Here is a 16605-nt window from a genome sequence, read left to right on the forward strand (position 1 = left end):
GCCATTCGCACCGCCTTTTTGATTACAGAATGGTATTTTCCGTCAGAATACGACGAGCGCCGAGATAATGATCCTGCCAGAAGTCATCGGATAAATTGCTCACCCGAATCGTTTCTCCCGTACGCGGCGATTCAATAAATTGTCCCTGCCCCAAATAGACGCCCATATGATCGGCAATATCCCGACTGTGAATATGAAAGAACAATAAATCACCACGACGAAGGTCGCGATTAGCGACGATGGTCGCCCGCCGATAGTGATACATTTCATTCGCCGTACGTGGCAATTTTGCTGCCAGAATTTTGTTGTAGGCATAAAAGATCAGCCCGCTACAGTCAAAGCCTTGTTCCGGGCTGGTCCCGCCCCACAAATAGGGTTTACCTAACTGCTGCTCAAGACGGTGGATTGCCACTTCGGTTATGTTGTGCAGATGATCGCTACTGAGAAAATGGTCATTCTCAGCCAGCTCCTGCCAGCGTTGATCGCTCGCTTTTAGTGGCCCCGGGAACCACTCCGGGTGCTGTTTAATCAGCGTCCTGTTTTGCTGGCGCAGCGCGCTTTTACTTTGCGCATTACCTTCCACCACATAACTTGCCTGCTTTTTTACCTGCGCGTGGTACTGCTTCAGCAGCCGGGCGCGGTTACGCATGCGTAATTGCGCCGCATAGCTTAAATGGGCGTCAGATAAGAGGGGCTGAACTTTGGCGACAGACGGCGAGGACAACACAACACACAAAGACAGCAGACCCGGCAAAAAGCGTCGGGGCGCAGAGACAAAAGACATGAAAACAACACTACCTAATCAAACACGTTCGCCGCAGTCTACCGCTATTGCCGGGCATTCCATTTTAATATTCGATTATTAAATTATTAATTTTTTAAATTCAATATATTAGGAATTCTGCACTCAGAAGACTTAATGACGTGCGCTAACCCGCAAAATACGTCAGTGTCTGACTGCCTTTAAGCACAATTTTCCGTATAAAGAAAATCTAAAGTGTAAACGCCGCACGAGAGACTTGCGAAAAACTCTCTGGGTGATAATGTGAGCGCTCCAGATCCAGATTTATCCGATTTGGGAACTCTTTTTGCCGTCCTGGCGTGTGTAATCGTTTTATCAAGGAATAAGCAGTATGCGTAAAATCGCATTTTTTCTTGCGATGCTTTTATTGCCGTGCGTTTCATTTGCCGGTTTGCTGAGCAGCAGCAGCCCGACTACGCCTGTCAGCAAAGAATATAAGCAGCAATTAATGGGCTCCCCCGTCTATATCCAGATCTTCAAAGAAGAGCGAACGCTGGATCTGTACGTCAAGATGGGCGAACAGTATCAATTGCTCGACAGCTATAAGATCTGCAATTATTCCGGCGGCTTAGGTCCGAAACAGCGTCAGGGCGATTTCAAAAGCCCGGAAGGGTTTTACAGCGTACAGCGCGGACAGCTGAAACCGGATAGCCGCTTTTATAAAGCGATTAACATTGGTTTCCCTAACGCCTATGACCGCGCACACGGTTATGAAGGTAAATACCTGATGATCCACGGCGCCTGCGTTTCCGTCGGCTGCTACGCAATGACCGACAACGGCATTGATGAGATTTTCCAGTTTGTCACCGGCGCACTGGTGTTTGGGCAGTCCAGCGTGCAGGTTAGCATTTATCCATTCCGCATGACCGATGCCAACATGCAGCGCCATAAGTTCTCGTATTACAAAGAATTCTGGGCGCAGCTAAAGCCTGGCTACGATTACTTTGAACAAACGCGTAAGCCACCGACCGTTTCCGTCGTCGATGGCCGTTACGTTATCAGCAAGCCGTTGAGTCACGAAGTGGTTCAGCCGCAACTGGCATCAAACTATACGCTCCCCGAGACAAAATAACGCCCACTCGCCTGGCATAATCTTTTGCCAGGTTTCATTGCCGGTTAGCGGCTGAGTGGCAATCACGGTGACCACATCATTGGGTGTGGTCTCTGAGCTAAAATCGATTTCCACATCCTGATCCAGCAGTGTCGCCACGCCAAACGGCGCACGACGGGTGATCCAAAACAGGTTGGTCGAGCAGAAAGCCATCACATAACGCCCGTCAGACAACAGCATGTTGAAGACGCCCTTCTCACGCAATTCTCCTGCCAGCATCGCGATATATTTAAACACTGCCGTCATATTGCCAGGCGTACGCGGATACCGTTCAGTTAGCTTGTGGAGCAGCCAGCAGAAAGCTTTTTCGCTGTCGGTTTCCCCAACCGGGCGGAAATTACCGGTTTCCAGCGATTTATAGCCGCTGAGCTGTCCGTTATGAGCGTACGTCCAGTTACGTCCCCACAGTTCACGCGTAAATGGATGGGTATTTTCCAATGCCACTTCGCCACGATTCGCCTGACGAATATGGGCAATCACGGAACAGGATTTGATGGGATAGTCTTGTACCAGTTTGGCGATAGGCGAATTAAAGCTGGGTTGCGGATCTTTAAACGTACGGCAGCCCTTACCTTCATAAAACGTAATACCCCAGCCGTCTTTGTGCGGCCCGGTACCTCCGCCGCGCTGAACCAGCCCGGTGAAGCTAAAGCAGATATCGGTTGGCACATTGGCGCTCATCCCGAGCAGTTCGCACATACATCACCTCCACAAACGCCTTTAAGCGGGAAGGCGTAATTGTTGCAGCCAGTTTAGATTCGGACAGCGCGCGGAAACCGGAGCGTACACGTAGTACGTGAGGATTTCGGGCACTGCCCGGATTCAAAATGGCAAATAAAATAGCCTTCTTACTTCACCATCTCTTTTTCGATCAACTGGATCAGGATATGGATCACTTTGATATGAATTTCCTGAATACGGTCAGCATAGCCAAAGTGTGGTACGCGAATTTCGATATCCGCACTACCCGCCATTTTGCCGCCATCTTTACCAGTCAGGGTGATGACTTTCATCCCTTTCTCACGCGCTGCGGCAATCGCTTTAATCACGTTACCGGAGTTACCCGAAGTAGAGATGCCTAACAGGACATCGCCTTCGCGACCCACGGCTTCAACGTAGCGGGAGAAGACATAATCGTAACCGAAATCGTTGCTGACGCAGGAGATATGGCTGACATCAGAGATAGCGATCGCCGGGTAGCCTGGGCGGTTTTCGCGATAACGTCCGGTCAGCTCTTCGGCGAAGTGCATCGCGTCGCAATGGGAACCGCCGTTACCGCAAGAAAGTACCTTACCGCCAGCTTTAAAGCTGTCTGCCAACAGGACCGCCGCGCGCTGAATGGCGTGAATATTGGCGTCATCTTTAAGAAAATTAGCCAGCGTTTCCGCCGCTTCGCTCAGTTCGTTACGAATAAGATCCTGGTACATGAGGATATCCTTCAGCATGAATGTAAATGACAAGATGCAGTGTACCGGATAGCGCTACCAGCGAGAAGTACAAGCCACAGGAATGGCTGCGGCTTTTGATTTTTTGTGCCGGTTAAAACAGCAACAATGTGAGCTTTGTTGTAATTATTTTGTAAACACATTGCTAAAAGAATTTACATCCACTACAACCATATCATCACAAGTGGTCAGACCTCCTACAAGCAAGGGAGCTTTTCGTTATGATGATTTTGAGTATTATCGCTACGGTTGTTCTGCTCAGCGTTCTGTTTTATCACCGCGTGAGCTTATTCCTCAGCAGCTTAATTTTGCTCGCCTGGACAGCTGCGCTTGGCGTGGTTGGCCTGTGGTCAATCTGGCTGCTGGTTCCTCTGGCCATTCTCCTCGTACCGTTTAACTTTACGCCAATGCGCAAATCCATGATCTCTGCGCCAGTGTTCCGCGGTTTCCGTAAAGTCATGCCGCCGATGTCGCGTACTGAGAAAGAGGCGATTGATGCCGGTACAACCTGGTGGGAAGGCGACCTGTTCCAGGGCAAGCCAGACTGGAAAAAACTGCATAACTATCCTCAGCCGCATCTGACAGCTGAAGAACAAGCGTTTATTGACGGCCCGGTGGAAGAAGCCTGCCGCATGGCGAACGACTTCCAGATCACCCATGAACTCGCGGATCTGCCGCCGGAACTGTGGGCGTATCTGAAAGAACACCGCTTCTTCGCGATGATCATTAAGAAAGAGTACGGCGGGCTGGAATTCTCCGCGTATGCTCAGGCTCGCGTTCTGCAGAAACTCTCCGGCGTTTCCGGGATCCTGGCGATCACCGTTGGCGTACCTAACTCCTTAGGCCCTGGCGAACTGCTGCAGCATTACGGCACCGAAGAGCAGAAGAATCATTACCTGCCGCGTCTGGCACGTGGTCAGGAGATCCCCTGCTTTGCTCTGACCAGCCCGGAAGCGGGTTCCGATGCAGGCGCGATCCCTGATACCGGCGTGGTTTGTATGGGCGACTGGCAGGGCCAGCAGGTGCTGGGTATGCGCCTGACCTGGAATAAGCGTTATATCACGCTGGCGCCTATCGCTACCGTACTGGGTCTGGCATTTAAACTCTCCGACCCGGAAAAACTGCTGGGTGGTGAAGAAGATCTTGGCATTACCTGTGCGCTGATCCCAACGTCAACCCCAGGCGTACAAATTGGGCGTCGACACTTCCCGCTGAACGTGCCGTTCCAGAACGGTCCGACGCTGGGCAAAGATGTCTTCGTGCCGATTGATTACATCATCGGTGGCCCAAAAATGGCCGGTCAGGGCTGGCGCATGCTGGTGGAATGTCTGTCCGTGGGACGCGGTATTACCCTGCCGTCTAACTCGACGGGCGGCGTGAAATCGGTCGCAATGGCAACCGGCGCGTATGCGCACATTCGTCGCCAGTTCAAAATCTCTATCGGTAAGATGGAAGGTATTGAAGAGCCGTTGGCACGTATTGCGGGTAACGCGTACGTGATGGATGCAGCGGCGTCGCTGATTACCTACGGTATTATGCTGGGTGAAAAACCGGCGGTGCTGTCGGCCATCGTGAAGTATCACTGTACCCACCGTGGACAGCAGTCAATCATCGATGCAATGGATATTACTGGCGGTAAAGGCATTATGCTTGGCGAAAGCAACTTCCTCGCCCGTGCTTATCAGGGCGCGCCTATCGCCATTACCGTTGAAGGTGCCAACATTCTGACCCGGAGCATGATGATCTTCGGTCAGGGGGCGATTCGCTGCCATCCGTACGTTCTGGAAGAGATGGCTGCGGCACAGAGTAACGATGTGAATGCGTTCGACAAGCTGCTGTTCAAACACATCGGCCACGTCGGCAGTAACAAAGTGCGCAGCTTCTGGTTGGGCCTGACGCGCGGCTTAACCAGCAGCACGCCAACCGGCGATGCGACCAAACGTTACTACCAGCATCTGAACCGTCTGAGCGCTAACCTGGCACTGCTTTCGGATGTCTCCATGGCCGTACTGGGCGGTAGCCTGAAGCGCCGTGAACGTATCTCCGCGCGTCTGGGCGATGTGTTAAGTCAGCTGTATCTGGCCTCTGCGGTACTGAAGCGTTATGACGATGAAGGCCGTAATGAAGCAGACCTGCCGTTGGTTCACTGGGGCGTTCAGGATGCGTTGTACAAAGCGGAACAGGCGATGGACGACCTGCTGAAAAACTTCCCGAACCGACTGGTCGCGGGCCTGCTGAATGTGGTTATCTTCCCTACCGGTCGCCACTACCATGCACCGTCTGACAAGCTGGATCATAAAGTCGCGAAGATTCTGCAGGTTCCGAGCGCCACCCGTTCTCGCCTTGGTCGTGGTCAATACCTGACGCCGAGCGAGCATAACCCGGTAGGTTTGCTGGAAGAGGCTTTGCTGGATGTGATTGCAGCCGACCCTATCCACCAGCGGATCTGCAAAGAGCTGGGTAAAAACCTGCCGTTTACCCGCCTGGATGAACTGGCGCACAATGCGCTGGCTAAAGGGCTGATTGATAAAGACGAAGCCGCAATTCTGGTGAAAGCCGAAGCAAGTCGTCTGCGTAGCATCAACGTGGATGACTTTGAACCCGAGGCGCTGGCGACTCAGCCGGTAAAGCTGCCAGAGAAGGTGCGTAAAGTCGAAGCGGCCTGAATATCGGCGAAATAAAAAGCGGAGCTGAAGCTCCGCTTTTTTGCTTACACATTAGTTGTAGTTAAACGCATCAGGATGATTTTGCAGGCTCCCGCTCAGCGCAGCGAACAGTACCGTTTTACCGTCGATTGACAACTCGTCGCTCACGTTCAGCCACGTTAGTTTCTCTCGTGAGGTTTTCTCATCAACCGTTGAGAACACCCCCATCATCTGCTGTGACTTTTCTGACCACAGCACCGCAATACGTTCTGCACTGCAATCATGCGGTTTGCACGCGCTCAGAACCTGGTATGATTCGCCACCCAGCTTCACCGTCTGCGTCGGGGAAGATGTTCCCCCTTTATTGATCCATGCGGGCAATTTATTCCCTTCCACCATTTGGCTGTACGCTGCTTTTGTCGCATCATCTTTCGCCAGAGTGCTCAGGTTAATATCGCTTTGCGCCATTGCACCTGTTGCCACGACCATCGTAGCGATAGTGGTTAATATCTTTAGCATTTTTCCTCCTTGGACGATCCCCGCATTATTCTGCCTGTAAATGGTGGTTGGAGATACTGATAAATGCAAATCAGCGGTTTCTGGAAAATGGCCTTTCAATATGTCCCCCACCCACACACTCCGCGAATAAGATGTTAGAGTTAACTTAAGCCCACAACGAGGAGTTTGGTACTGTGTCTGGTTTGAAGATTACTCTCTTGCAACAATCTTTGGTCTGGATGGATGGTCCGGCTAACCTGCGCCATTTCGACCGCCAACTGGAAACCGTCACCGGACGTGATGTCATTGTGTTACCTGAAATGTTTACCAGCGGATTTGCCATGGAAGCGGCAAGCAAATCGCTGCCGCAGGAAGAGGTTGTCAGTTGGATGCGCACTAAGGCGCAACAGACGAACGCCCTTATAGCAGGCAGCGCCGCTCTCCTGTCTGAACGTGGCCCAGTAAACCGCTTTTTGCTGGTCGAACCCGAAGGTAATGTCCATTTCTATGACAAGCGCCATCTGTTCCGCATGGCGGATGAACATCAACATTATCAGGCGGGTGACGCGCGGGTTATTTTTGAATGGCGCGGCTGGCGCATTCTGCCGTTGGTCTGTTATGACCTGCGTTTTCCAGTATGGTCGCGCAACCGCAACGATTACGACCTGGCATTGTATGTCGCCAACTGGCCGGCGCCGCGTTCGCTACACTGGCAGGTTCTGCTCACCGCACGGGCAATTGAGAACCAGGCTTATGTAGCAGGATGTAACCGCGTAGGTACTGATGGTAACGGCCATCATTATCGCGGTGACAGCCGGGTGATTAATCCGCAAGGGGAGATTATTGCCACCGCCGAGCCGCATCAGGCTACGCGCATTGACGCTGAACTGTCACTCTCGGCGCTGCGCGAGTACCGCGAGAAATTCCCCGCCTGGCAGGACGCTGACCCGTTCACGCTGTAGATATCGCCTTCTTCCCGCTGCACAACGTTTTCCGTAGCGGGATTGTTTCACTCCGTAACCAACCGCAAAACAAATTCGCGTGGCGACGTGCTTCGGGCATCGTATTCTGCAAAGGATAATCACTCGTCACCAGCGAGTGACAGACAATGTTAATAATTCCCTTATCAGGATCCCGAAATGAAGAACTTCGTACGCATGACTTTGCTGGCGGCAACCGTGGCTGGCGCTTCTTTTAGCACGCTTGCAGCAAACGTATCCAATGTACCCGCACCAGCTCAGGACCCGGTAGTTCAGCACCTTAAACTGAGCACTGACCAGGTTGCGCAAATCAAAAAACTGCACCAGCAGCTCGAAACCAACGTTAGCCAGATATCGGTGAAGGATGTTAAAGACGGCGCGTTGATTGACGTCATCAAGTCCGGGAAATGGGATGAAGCCGCCGTCAAAAAACAGCTTTCCGCGTTCAGCAATATCGAACAGCAGGCGCGTTATTACCGCGTGAAATACTATTTCGACCTGAACAAAGTACTGACCCCAGAACAGCGCCAGCAGGTGCAAAAAGATATCGCACAGACGCTGAGCGAATAATGACCATGGCCTGAATCAGCAATGATTCAGGCCTTTCGGTAATACTTCCTGCTCGAACAAAAATCCCTGTACAGCATCTGCGCCGCTCATACGGCAAATGGCATAATCCTGCGGCGTTTCCACCCCCTCGATCACAACCCGTTCTCCCAGCCCGCGAAATTGATTGACCAGTACCCTTAACTGCCAATCCGACGTCCTGAACTGATGAAACATTCCGCTTTCAATTTTGATGGCATCGAAACGGATGCCAGACAGTCGCCAGACAAAAAATAGCTCAGGCGAAACATCATCCAGCCACACGCGAAACCCGTGACGCACCAGGGTTTTAACGGCAATGCATACGGCCTGCTGTTCTGCCTTTTCCAGTCGCATCATGGTGCCAGGATCCTGTATTTCGATAACAATCCGCCCCTGATGCGCCTGCCGGGCGAGCTGCGCAATCCACGACAGACAGGTCAGCATCCTGACGGATAAATTCAGCGAATAACTTCCTGAGAGTGCCAGTACCTGCCGCATTTGCCACAGAAATAGCTGCTGTTTTGCGGTGATGGAAAGGTGCTTGAAAAAAAGATCGAGCGGTAGCGGCGTGCGTACCTGACTTAACACCTCACAGACATCCAGCGATGCATCATCAAAAAAATGGATGCGCTGCAAACGGATCCCGGTGATCCGCAGCAGCTCGGCGTTGCGGGGAAGCTCTGGCACATGGCGGGTCTGTTCGCTGAATCTGTTCATATCATTCCATTTTTTGATTGAAAGGACGTCGTGCATCCTGCAGCCAAGGGATACGGCGATCGTTCGGGTATGTCAGGTAAAAGCGCGTCGCCAGACGATGCGCCTCAGGTAGGTCGCGCTGCTGTAACGCCAGCAAGATTTGCGTGAAGGAGACATTCGGGTCTGGGTGAACACGCACATAGTCAGGCGCCCAGCGGCGAACCGCTTCCAGCCAGCGAGCGTCCCGGGTACGCTGATACCGTTGCAGATACCCCATCTGAACATCAAACCGGTAGCGAGGGGCAAGGAGCCAGCCTCCTACAGGGAGCGACTCGGCCAGACGCCACTGCGCTGACTGTCGCTCCGCCAGCGTCAACTGCTGTTGCGTGTGCAGTGAGAGAAGCAACAATGGCGTGAAGGTTAAAAACGAGATCAATGCCAGCGCACGAATCAGCGACGTCGACGTAAGCGTCAGGCGAGCCCCTTTTAGCGGGCTATCTGCACAACGAAGCAGCAGGATCAGCAGTAACCAGTGTGGTGTTGACTGCCTGACGGGGTATTCTGTCAACATATGAATAACCACCGGCAGCGCCGCCACCAGACAAGCGCGACGCCAGCGATTTCCGTGCATCCACAGCCAGAAGCCCCCCGTAATAAAGCACAGCGCCCCCGCCAGTCCAACCAGGCCGCCCTCCACCAGCCACAGCACCAGCTCATTGTGCGGATGCGAGATGCTGCTCAGCCCCAACGGCCCCGCGCGTTCGAGAAACACGGCGGCAAAACTGCCCACGCCCCACCCCGTCCACGGGCGTTCGGCAAATAATGCCAGTGACGTTTTAAGCACCGTCCAGCGCACCTGGGAAGTGGTCAGGTGATCGACTGTAGCAACGGACAAAAAATGGCGAGCGAGCGTGCCCGCCACCATGCCTAACGCCAGCGGCAGCAGAAGTAGCAACAACATACGACGTTGCGCTGGGAAAACCACCAGCAGCAAGACTTCACCTACCACCACAGACACATAGCCGGTTTGCGACTGGGATTCATGCAGCACAAAGCCCATCATCACCAGGGCAATCCCGATGACAATTCGATATCCGTCGCGTAGCCGTACAAAGAGCGGAGCTGACAGCAGCACACCAGATGCAGTGAAGCTGGCCATCAGATTGACCTGCTGAAAAATACCGTAGGGCCGCGTACCGCGTCGCCAGGCAAACTCCCAGTAATCAACACCCGGCAAATGCCAGTACTGATACAAAAACGCCAGACATTCGATGACGCACGCCCCCCATAGCAGAGTCAGCAGTACCGTCAGGGTGTTTGCCGCAAGCGGAATCTGCAATGTCACCAGATAGACGAGCACGCCTCCCAGCAGCGCCCCTGCGACCAGCTGCGCCTCGAACTGCCAGACGCCAGGCGTCAGCAGACAAAGCAGCGTCAGGATGAGCGCCCCCATCGAAAAAACCGTGGCGGGGACAGTGATGCGCCAGCGTTGACGAGGAACCAGCACTGATGCGCTTGCAGCCAGCACAACGGCATAAATCCAGCTCGTAATATTAAGCGGCAACGACAGACCGCTGCCGCCGTTATTCAGCCAGTAGAGATGCATTCCCCCACACCAGAAAAACAGACTAATAACGAGCAATAATTTCTGCGCAGGCAGCGGGGCAATACGATTCAGTGCGTTCATCATGCTACTGGTAGTTCAGTGTCCAGGTTCCGCTGGCGCTGAACGGACCGTATTCGAGAGACTGATTTTTTATCGCCGACGGCTCTGCTGCGACCCACGCCCAAAAATTTAGCGTCATCGAGCCTGCAGTTATCTCTTTGACTGACGTGCTCTCATCAAGGCGGATTGCCGTGCCGTCCTCTTCGCTCATCCCAATACCGATCCCAGTCGCGCCGCCCTGTTCACTGCTATCCAGCGCCAGATGATCGTCCAGTTCAGCATCCTCACTACCACTGAAAGTGACCGAGATCCCGCGAAAAACCTCGGGGTTGCAGTCGCGTAGCTGAATGCTGAATTTTTCCGGCTTACTGCGCCCAGAGAGATAGAGCTCCTGCGTTGCGATTTGCCCGAAATCGACCTCGATTTTGTCGCCTCCTGGTGCCAGGCTGCAGGCCAGCGCTCTGATAGTGCCGTGAAAATACATATCACCGCCGACCAGTTTGGTGTCGGCCTGCGCCATGCCGCCAAGCAGTAACACGCCGATCGCGAATAACGCCGAACATCTCATGGCATCCCCCTACTGAAACTGCGCAACAACGGTGGCAGAGGCTTCAAACTCACCTTCCTTAACGCTTCCCACGCCCGGCTTTGCCACCGGTGCAGCGGTGAGATTCCAGTCGCCCTGATTCTGGTAAAAACCTTTCACGTTATAGAATTGATTGGGCACGACGGTGCCACCGCTCTCGTCTTTAAGCATAATGCCGAGATCGTCGCGCTTTTGTCCGCCGCTCAGCGTGCCGAGGAGATGATCGTTGAACCCCGCCGTGCCTGACGCCGTGGTAGTTTGTACGCCAAGATTAATGTTCAGCGCGCCCTGATCGAAGCTGCCGCCTTCACAAACAACATGAATGGGGATCGACTTGCTGTAGTTAGTGCCATTGAGCCGGGCAGCGGATCCTGGCAGATCGCCAAACTCAATACTGATTTTGTCTCCCCGGTTGAAGGTGCATTTGTCCGGTACGGTAATCAGCCCGGATTTAATCACCACACGGGAAATCGCCGTAGTGGGCGTAGGTCCCGCGCTCCCCATGCGCCCGGCTACCTCCACCAGCGATTGGGAAGTGATATTGATGCCGTTGATAATGGGTTTAGTGACAATAAACGTCACTTTCCCTTTTGAACCACTTTCAACGTTAGTGGCGCGCGTGTAGCCCTTGCGCTTTTTGCAAGTGTTATTGCTGTTGCGGTTTGAAACGTTGGTAAAAGGCGCCTGAACATACCGTTTATAGCCCCCGGCAACCCACACCTGCACTTCCACATCCAGATACTCATTTAGACGAAAACGGTTCGCCCCCTGATTTGAAGGCGGCATCGTAGTCGTGGTGGTGTAGTAAATCGGCGACCGGGCGATGTCAGCCTGCTCGCAATAGAAATTCACCACATACCAACTGCCCAGGTTCCAGGTAAACGGATCCGTTCTGCCACCCACGTGGTTTTTACTGACATCCAGCGAACTCAGTTCGATATCGTACTGATGCGGCGACCCGCCCTCCGGCTCACCTTCCCCCTGTGTAAATGCCTGCCCGGCCAGTGGACAGCCAACCAGGGCAACCCACAACAGCGCTTTGCGTAATACGCTCATAGATACTCCAGCTTAAGTCTCACCAGGCCGTTAAATTCTCCGGCAGTCACCTCTGGCCCAAAAGATTCCAGCGTGGCCAGAAAGTGAATGGCGTTATCGCCTGGTTTGAGGATCCACATACGTTGCGGTTGGTTCAGATGGATCAGCTGATTACGCTCGGTCAGTAGCCGAATGCCCGCGCCGCGCACATCACCACGAATACGCCCCAGGTCACTGTTTTCAGGCGCGCCTTCGGCCATCAGCGTCATCGAAACGCCACGTTCCACCGTGCTGTGCGCCAGCTCAGGCATTTCGCTGGTCTGCCCGGGGAAATCCCTCAGGGTATGACCAGAGCCCTTTAAGCAGCCGTTCAGGTACAGCGTGACCAACACCGGTTCGCTGCGATCGCCGCCCTGGCGAAACCGACTGGCGGAAATATCACCAAGATTGATGGTCTGATCGCGTGAGGCCATATCCAGCACGCACGGCGACACGTAGACCCGGCCATGAAAGCGGACGTTGCCATACTCACCGGACACGTTGCTCATATCCTGGCGGCCGCTGGTGGCCTGAACCTGCCAGGCCATGCCCGCCATCAGCAGGGCGCAAAGCATCTTTTTCATTTACGATTCCTGTTACCGGGGCTGTTGCTCCATCGGCAATGCTTTACATACATTGCCTGTGCAGCTGAATTTCAGTTCGGGATGACCGCCAAAATCGTTCACGTACATCATGCTGAACTGGCTGACGCTGCCGTCCGTGACGCTGAAATCGAGAGAGGATTTTGGTGAGACCATAACGCCGGGGAAGTCGGTCAATCTGCCGCCTCCCTGCGCTTCTGGCTTGCGGCTTAAGCCGATTAAGGTGACGAAGTAAGGCGTTGGGTTATCCACACTCCAGCGCTGGCCCTGCTTGTGAAAGACCAGTTGGTTTTGCCACACGGCGCCCGGCGTTTCCGGCACAATGGCGGCCGGACGGTAGAACAATTTGATGCGCGACTGCATCGCCAGTTGCAGCACGTTCGGCTTATCCGGTTTAGGCGGAATTTCACGTACGTTCAGGTAGAACAAGCTCTCGCGATCCTGCGGCAGGGCGTTGATCCCGCTGGTTTTCGTCACGCGGGCAATTCCCTTTTGCCCGCCGTTAATTCGTTGCAGCGGCGGTAAGACCATTAGCGGCGAGGTAATTTTTGTTCCGTTGGCATCTTCCACCCACGACTGAGCCAAAAACGGAATGCTCGGGCTGGTATTGGTTAAGTTCGCACTGACTGAGCGCGCATCACCAGTGATGATCATGCGGGTACGGTCGAGCGCAATACCCGCCCATGAGGTGTTGATCTCTGCAATCAAAAGCAGGCCACAGGCCACGGGTTTAAGCCAACGCTGCACGGAGTAAAAAGCTTGATTATTCATGACAAAATTCATTCAGGTTATTGAAATTATTCACAAGGCAACAGCACGTTACCTTCCGGGTTGATTTGTTGTGGCACCTGTAAGTGGCACTGCGCACGGCCAGCCCAGGCAACGGAAAGACGCTCAGCCGGATTCACACCCGCAATCCAGGCCATACCGTTTTCCATTACCATGGCGACGCTAACGCCGTTAGCGTTAAACACTTCGGCGCCAAACGGCGGTACCGAACCATCCTTCAGGCGCAGCAGCGCCATCATTTTTTGCCCCTGCGCCACGGCAAAATGCTGGTAGCCAATCGCACCTTCCGTCAGGGTGTTGGTCACGATGGCTTTAGTCGCGGAAATGTCCTCGTCCATTGCGTCCACATCGATACGGGTATCAAAGCTGTGATAGCTAACGACGTCCGGTACGACGGCAATACCGAAGCGGTTTGAGTGCGCCTGTTCGCCGTTCAGCGGCACGTTCGCCACCCCGTCGGTATCAACCATCACCCTGGCGGTATTCATCGACGCCTGGCTGTTGTGCAGCGCCGCACCGTGACGCGTCGCGGTAAAACCGCCGCGCATCGTGCCGCCAACGGAGAAATAACGTGATTGCTGCCAGCTGACGTTAGATTCCAGTTCCGCCATCATGCTGCGGTGCTTGTAATAGCCATCAAACGCCGTACGCCCTTCACCGGAAACCCCTGTGCGCAAACGCCACGGATTGTTACGGTCGCGGTTATCGGAATACGAAACCATCTGGCTGGTCTGGTTGCCGCTGTTCTGCAATTCGTAATCCATTGAGCGGCCATCGCTCCATGGCACCGAGATTGAAAGCGAAAGACTGTCGTCTCGTTTGCCCTGATACTCAGAGCGGTAAGCCGCAACGTTGGCGCTGATCCCCTGGATGCCAGCAAATGAAAAGCTGTGCCCCATCGATAATCCGTAACGATCCTGGGAACCGCGATCCCAATAGTTCTGGTGGGTATAGGTCAGGTACAGCGTGGTCGCTAATAGTGGATCGTCAGCAAAGAAGGTTTTGTTGCCGGTGATGGTGTACATCTCTTTTTCGTTGCCGGCACTGTTGTTATTTTCATACTGCTCGTCGAGAAACTGCGAGAAAGTGCGGAAGTTACGCTGTGAGAAGCGGTAACCGGCAAAGGTGATGGCACTGTTGTACTCATCAAAAGTTTTGGCGTAGCTGAGCTTAAAAGACATGCCTTTTTGTTCAGCCTGATGCTTTACCCGACTCACGGATTGCGTCGCATCAGCCGACAGCGCCCCCAGCCAGCTCAAGTCCCGCCCAATCCCTATCGACCAGGCGTTATAGCGATCGCCAGTGAGCAGCACGCCGCCGTACAGCGACCATGCATTGCTGACCCCCCATGAGAAATCACCGCTATAAAACGCAGGCCCCTGAACGTCGTGGTTATAACGCGATGGCTTCCCGACCGCGGCGTTGTAGCGCACATAGCCTGGGCGCGTCAGGTAAGGAATATCGGCTGTATTGACCTGAAAAGTGTGTACGCTGCCATCCTGCTCCTCGACGCGAACATCCAGCGTGCCGCGTACCGAACCGTGCAGATCCTGAATATTAAATGGCCCTGCAGGAACGGTGGTTTGATAGATAACACGGCCCTGCTGACTGACGGTAACCTTCGCATTGCTGCGGGCGATGCCGTGCACTTCAGGCGCGTAGCCCTGCAAATTCGGTGGCAACATACGCTCGTCGCTGGCGAGGTTAGCCCCGGTGAAACGCACCGAATCAAAAACCTGAGAATTCAGGTAGATTTCGCCGACCGTCAGTTTTGCAGCCTGCATCGGCAACGGTCGATAGGCATAGATCTGATCCCAGTCGATACGGCCGCGATTATCATCCGAAGCGTAATTGGCCTGATACTGGCCACGAAATCGCCACGCGCCGAGGTTAAAACCTGTCTGCCCATAGCCAGACAGAGAGCGATAACGATCGCCGCCCTGTTCATAATGTGTGGCCTGGCCCGAGACGCTGTAGTCAAAAATCAGCCCCGCGACGCCGTTATCCCAACGCTCCGGTGGCGTCCAGTCTGGATCGGTATATTTCATCCACGCCTGAGGCACGATAATGTCCAGTACGCCTGCGCTATTATTCAACGCCACACCCGGCAGGCGGGAAATGTCATAGCAGGTCGCGCTAATCGGATGAATATAGGCCAGCGCTTCTTCTTTGAGCGCCAGTAATTCGAGTTGTTGCGGGGTCAGACATGCCATGGATTTATGCGGGTTGGCAGGATCGACGATATAACGGATCGACTGCTGTGGAATCTCCTGGCTGTTAATACGAACATCCAGCAGATATTCTCCGGGAGTCACAAAGTTGCCTTCGGAAAAACGCTGCAAATCGACATTGTGCCTGTCGCTGGCATCCAGTACGTCGGTATTAAATTCAATGGCCTCATCCGCTTCAGCCCATGAAGAGGCACAGACCAGAGCAATAAAAAGCGCCAGACGTTTTTTATCTGTTTTCAGCGTGATCATTTTCGTTCGCAAACCTTCAGATACCCGAATTGCAGTGCAGCTCAGAGATAATTCACAACAAAATGCGTGACCGCAGTAAATTCGCCAGATGTCATTCTTCCGTCGCGGGAGATCAAATAAGCCGTAAAATTGAGCGTGTTTTTCCCTGGATTAAGCACATAGTCCGGTGATGGCTCACCCAGATGAATTTGCTGTCCGTTGCTGTCATATATTTCTATCGCTAAATTTTCAGTTTCCGATTGCACGCTTAGATAATCAGGATTGTCACTATCCGGTGCACCAGAAAAGGTAATATTGGCGCGTTGAAACAGATTCCCGGGGTGTTGAGAATCCCCTAATGAACATCCCAACAAATGAATGCTGAAATCATGCGCTGATACTTTCTCTGGTTTTCCGGAAATATCTCTGGCTGAGAGATCATCAAATTCAACCAGTAGCGACCGGTCGCGTGGATCGACATAACAGGCAGCCTCAATAATATTTCCGCGCATGCGCATTTTGCCGGGCGTACTGACAAGACGATTGGTGTCAGCCAAAACCCATGCAGGCGATATGAAGATAAAAAGCAGTAAAATTCGCCATCCAGGCATCACCGCATTTCCTTTCAGTTATTCGCAGGAAGGGTTAAGCAGGCGCGTTAATG

At 53.4% G+C, this 16605-nt stretch carries 16 protein-coding genes; 4 read left to right on the forward strand and 12 right to left on the reverse strand.

The window, feature by feature from the left end; genetic code table 11:
• Positions 1-22: 22 nt before the first annotated feature.
• Positions 23-784, reverse strand: coding sequence for a C40 family peptidase (locus tag ABIE10_RS09955; RefSeq protein ID WP_016155761.1), 762 nt, complete (start codon positions 782-784; stop codon positions 23-25).
• A 349-nt stretch (positions 785-1133) separates the two neighbouring features.
• Here ABIE10_RS09955 and dpaA point away from each other — a divergent pair, with 349 nt between their 5' ends.
• Complete coding sequence (dpaA, locus tag ABIE10_RS09960; protein WP_016151817.1) at positions 1134-1874, forward strand: peptidoglycan meso-diaminopimelic acid protein amidase; 741 nt, start codon at positions 1134-1136, stop codon at positions 1872-1874.
• On the opposite strand, the gene ABIE10_RS09965 is transcribed toward dpaA, so the two are convergent.
• The gene (locus tag ABIE10_RS09965; protein WP_016151816.1) at positions 1845-2612 is read right to left on the reverse strand and encodes a class II glutamine amidotransferase; all 768 of its coding nucleotides are present in this window, start codon (positions 2610-2612) and stop codon (positions 1845-1847) included. The two genes, dpaA and ABIE10_RS09965, sit on opposite strands and share 30 nt — an antisense overlap.
• 149 nt (positions 2613-2761) lie before the next feature.
• On the reverse strand, positions 2762-3340 hold the full coding sequence (gene lpcA / locus ABIE10_RS09970) for a D-sedoheptulose 7-phosphate isomerase (protein WP_016151815.1): 579 nt from the start codon (positions 3338-3340) through the stop codon (positions 2762-2764).
• A gap of 239 nt (positions 3341-3579) precedes the next feature.
• Between lpcA and fadE the strand changes: the two genes are divergently transcribed.
• Positions 3580-6024, forward strand: coding sequence for an acyl-CoA dehydrogenase FadE (gene fadE, locus ABIE10_RS09975; RefSeq protein ID WP_016151814.1), 2445 nt, complete (start codon positions 3580-3582; stop codon positions 6022-6024).
• A 51-nt stretch (positions 6025-6075) separates the two neighbouring features.
• Here the strand turns inward: fadE and ivy are convergent, their stop codons facing one another.
• The gene (gene ivy / locus ABIE10_RS09980; protein WP_047498493.1) at positions 6076-6522 is read right to left on the reverse strand and encodes an Ivy family C-type lysozyme inhibitor; all 447 of its coding nucleotides are present in this window, start codon (positions 6520-6522) and stop codon (positions 6076-6078) included.
• Between the two features lie 173 nt (positions 6523-6695).
• Here ivy and ABIE10_RS09985 point away from each other — a divergent pair, with 173 nt between their 5' ends.
• Both ABIE10_RS09985 and ABIE10_RS09990 read left to right on the forward strand, forming a co-directional pair.
• Positions 6696-7463 (forward strand): amidohydrolase, encoded by a 768-nt coding sequence (locus ABIE10_RS09985; RefSeq protein ID WP_047417078.1) that lies wholly within the window; start codon positions 6696-6698, stop codon positions 7461-7463.
• Between the two features lie 177 nt (positions 7464-7640).
• Positions 7641-8051 (forward strand): Spy/CpxP family protein refolding chaperone, encoded by a 411-nt coding sequence (locus tag ABIE10_RS09990; RefSeq protein ID WP_016155758.1) that lies wholly within the window; start codon positions 7641-7643, stop codon positions 8049-8051.
• Between the two features lie 15 nt (positions 8052-8066).
• Here the strand turns inward: ABIE10_RS09990 and ABIE10_RS09995 are convergent, their stop codons facing one another.
• The 8 genes from ABIE10_RS09995 to ABIE10_RS10030 are packed head-to-tail and all read right to left on the reverse strand — an operon-like array spanning position 8067 to position 16552.
• The gene (locus ABIE10_RS09995; RefSeq protein WP_016155757.1) at positions 8067-8786 is read right to left on the reverse strand and encodes an EAL domain-containing protein; all 720 of its coding nucleotides are present in this window, start codon (positions 8784-8786) and stop codon (positions 8067-8069) included.
• A 1-nt stretch (position 8787) separates the two neighbouring features.
• A complete protein-coding gene (locus tag ABIE10_RS10000) occupies positions 8788-10455 on the reverse strand; it encodes an O-antigen ligase family protein (protein ID WP_429155453.1) in 1668 nt (555 codons plus the stop codon).
• Between the two features lies 1 nt (position 10456).
• Positions 10457-10999 (reverse strand): fimbrial protein, encoded by a 543-nt coding sequence (locus ABIE10_RS10005; RefSeq protein WP_429155454.1) that lies wholly within the window; start codon positions 10997-10999, stop codon positions 10457-10459.
• A gap of 9 nt (positions 11000-11008) precedes the next feature.
• Complete coding sequence (locus tag ABIE10_RS10010) at positions 11009-12073, reverse strand: fimbrial protein (RefSeq protein WP_429155456.1); 1065 nt, start codon at positions 12071-12073, stop codon at positions 11009-11011.
• Positions 12070-12675, reverse strand: a complete 606-nt coding sequence (locus ABIE10_RS10015; protein ID WP_019076065.1) for a fimbrial protein — start codon at positions 12673-12675, stop codon at positions 12070-12072. The genes ABIE10_RS10010 and ABIE10_RS10015 overlap by 4 nt, the downstream gene beginning before the upstream one ends.
• Positions 12676-12687: 12 nt before the next feature.
• Positions 12688-13464, reverse strand: a complete 777-nt coding sequence (locus ABIE10_RS10020) for a fimbrial biogenesis chaperone (protein WP_046275745.1) — start codon at positions 13462-13464, stop codon at positions 12688-12690.
• Between the two features lie 26 nt (positions 13465-13490).
• Entirely contained in the window at positions 13491-15962 is a 2472-nt protein-coding gene (locus ABIE10_RS10025; protein ID WP_153690712.1) for a fimbria/pilus outer membrane usher protein, read from the reverse strand.
• 41 nt (positions 15963-16003) lie between these two features.
• On the reverse strand, positions 16004-16552 hold the full coding sequence (locus tag ABIE10_RS10030) for a fimbrial protein (protein ID WP_019076063.1): 549 nt from the start codon (positions 16550-16552) through the stop codon (positions 16004-16006).
• Positions 16553-16605: the final 53 nt, after the last annotated feature.

Source organism: Citrobacter sp. 506 (assembly GCF_050434985.1).
GTDB classification, from domain to species: Bacteria; Pseudomonadota; Gammaproteobacteria; order Enterobacterales; family Enterobacteriaceae; genus Citrobacter; species Citrobacter braakii.

Bases quoted from the DNA above. Each gene is read 5' to 3' on its own strand.
- fadE (WP_016151814.1), top strand. From the start codon at position 3,580: ATGATGATTTTGAGTATTATCGCTACGGTTGTTCTGCTCAGCGTTCTG.
- ABIE10_RS09965 (WP_016151816.1), bottom strand. From the start codon at position 2,612: ATGTGCGAACTGCTCGGGATGAGCGCCAATGTGCCAACCGATATCTGC.
- ABIE10_RS10030 (WP_019076063.1), bottom strand. From the start codon at position 16,552: ATGCCTGGATGGCGAATTTTACTGCTTTTTATCTTCATATCGCCTGCA.
- ABIE10_RS09995 (WP_016155757.1), bottom strand. From the start codon at position 8,786: ATGAACAGATTCAGCGAACAGACCCGCCATGTGCCAGAGCTTCCCCGC.
- ABIE10_RS10000 (WP_429155453.1), bottom strand. From the start codon at position 10,455: ATGATGAACGCACTGAATCGTATTGCCCCGCTGCCTGCGCAGAAATTA.
- ivy (WP_047498493.1), bottom strand. From the start codon at position 6,522: ATGCTAAAGATATTAACCACTATCGCTACGATGGTCGTGGCAACAGGT.
- ABIE10_RS10010 (WP_429155456.1), bottom strand. From the start codon at position 12,073: ATGAGCGTATTACGCAAAGCGCTGTTGTGGGTTGCCCTGGTTGGCTGT.
- dpaA (WP_016151817.1), top strand. From the start codon at position 1,134: ATGCGTAAAATCGCATTTTTTCTTGCGATGCTTTTATTGCCGTGCGTT.
- ABIE10_RS09990 (WP_016155758.1), top strand. From the start codon at position 7,641: ATGAAGAACTTCGTACGCATGACTTTGCTGGCGGCAACCGTGGCTGGC.
- lpcA (WP_016151815.1), bottom strand. From the start codon at position 3,340: ATGTACCAGGATCTTATTCGTAACGAACTGAGCGAAGCGGCGGAAACG.
- ABIE10_RS10015 (WP_019076065.1), bottom strand. From the start codon at position 12,675: ATGAAAAAGATGCTTTGCGCCCTGCTGATGGCGGGCATGGCCTGGCAG.
- ABIE10_RS09955 (WP_016155761.1), bottom strand. From the start codon at position 784: ATGTCTTTTGTCTCTGCGCCCCGACGCTTTTTGCCGGGTCTGCTGTCT.
- ABIE10_RS10020 (WP_046275745.1), bottom strand. From the start codon at position 13,464: ATGAATAATCAAGCTTTTTACTCCGTGCAGCGTTGGCTTAAACCCGTG.
- ABIE10_RS10025 (WP_153690712.1), bottom strand. From the start codon at position 15,962: ATGATCACGCTGAAAACAGATAAAAAACGTCTGGCGCTTTTTATTGCT.
- ABIE10_RS10005 (WP_429155454.1), bottom strand. From the start codon at position 10,999: ATGAGATGTTCGGCGTTATTCGCGATCGGCGTGTTACTGCTTGGCGGC.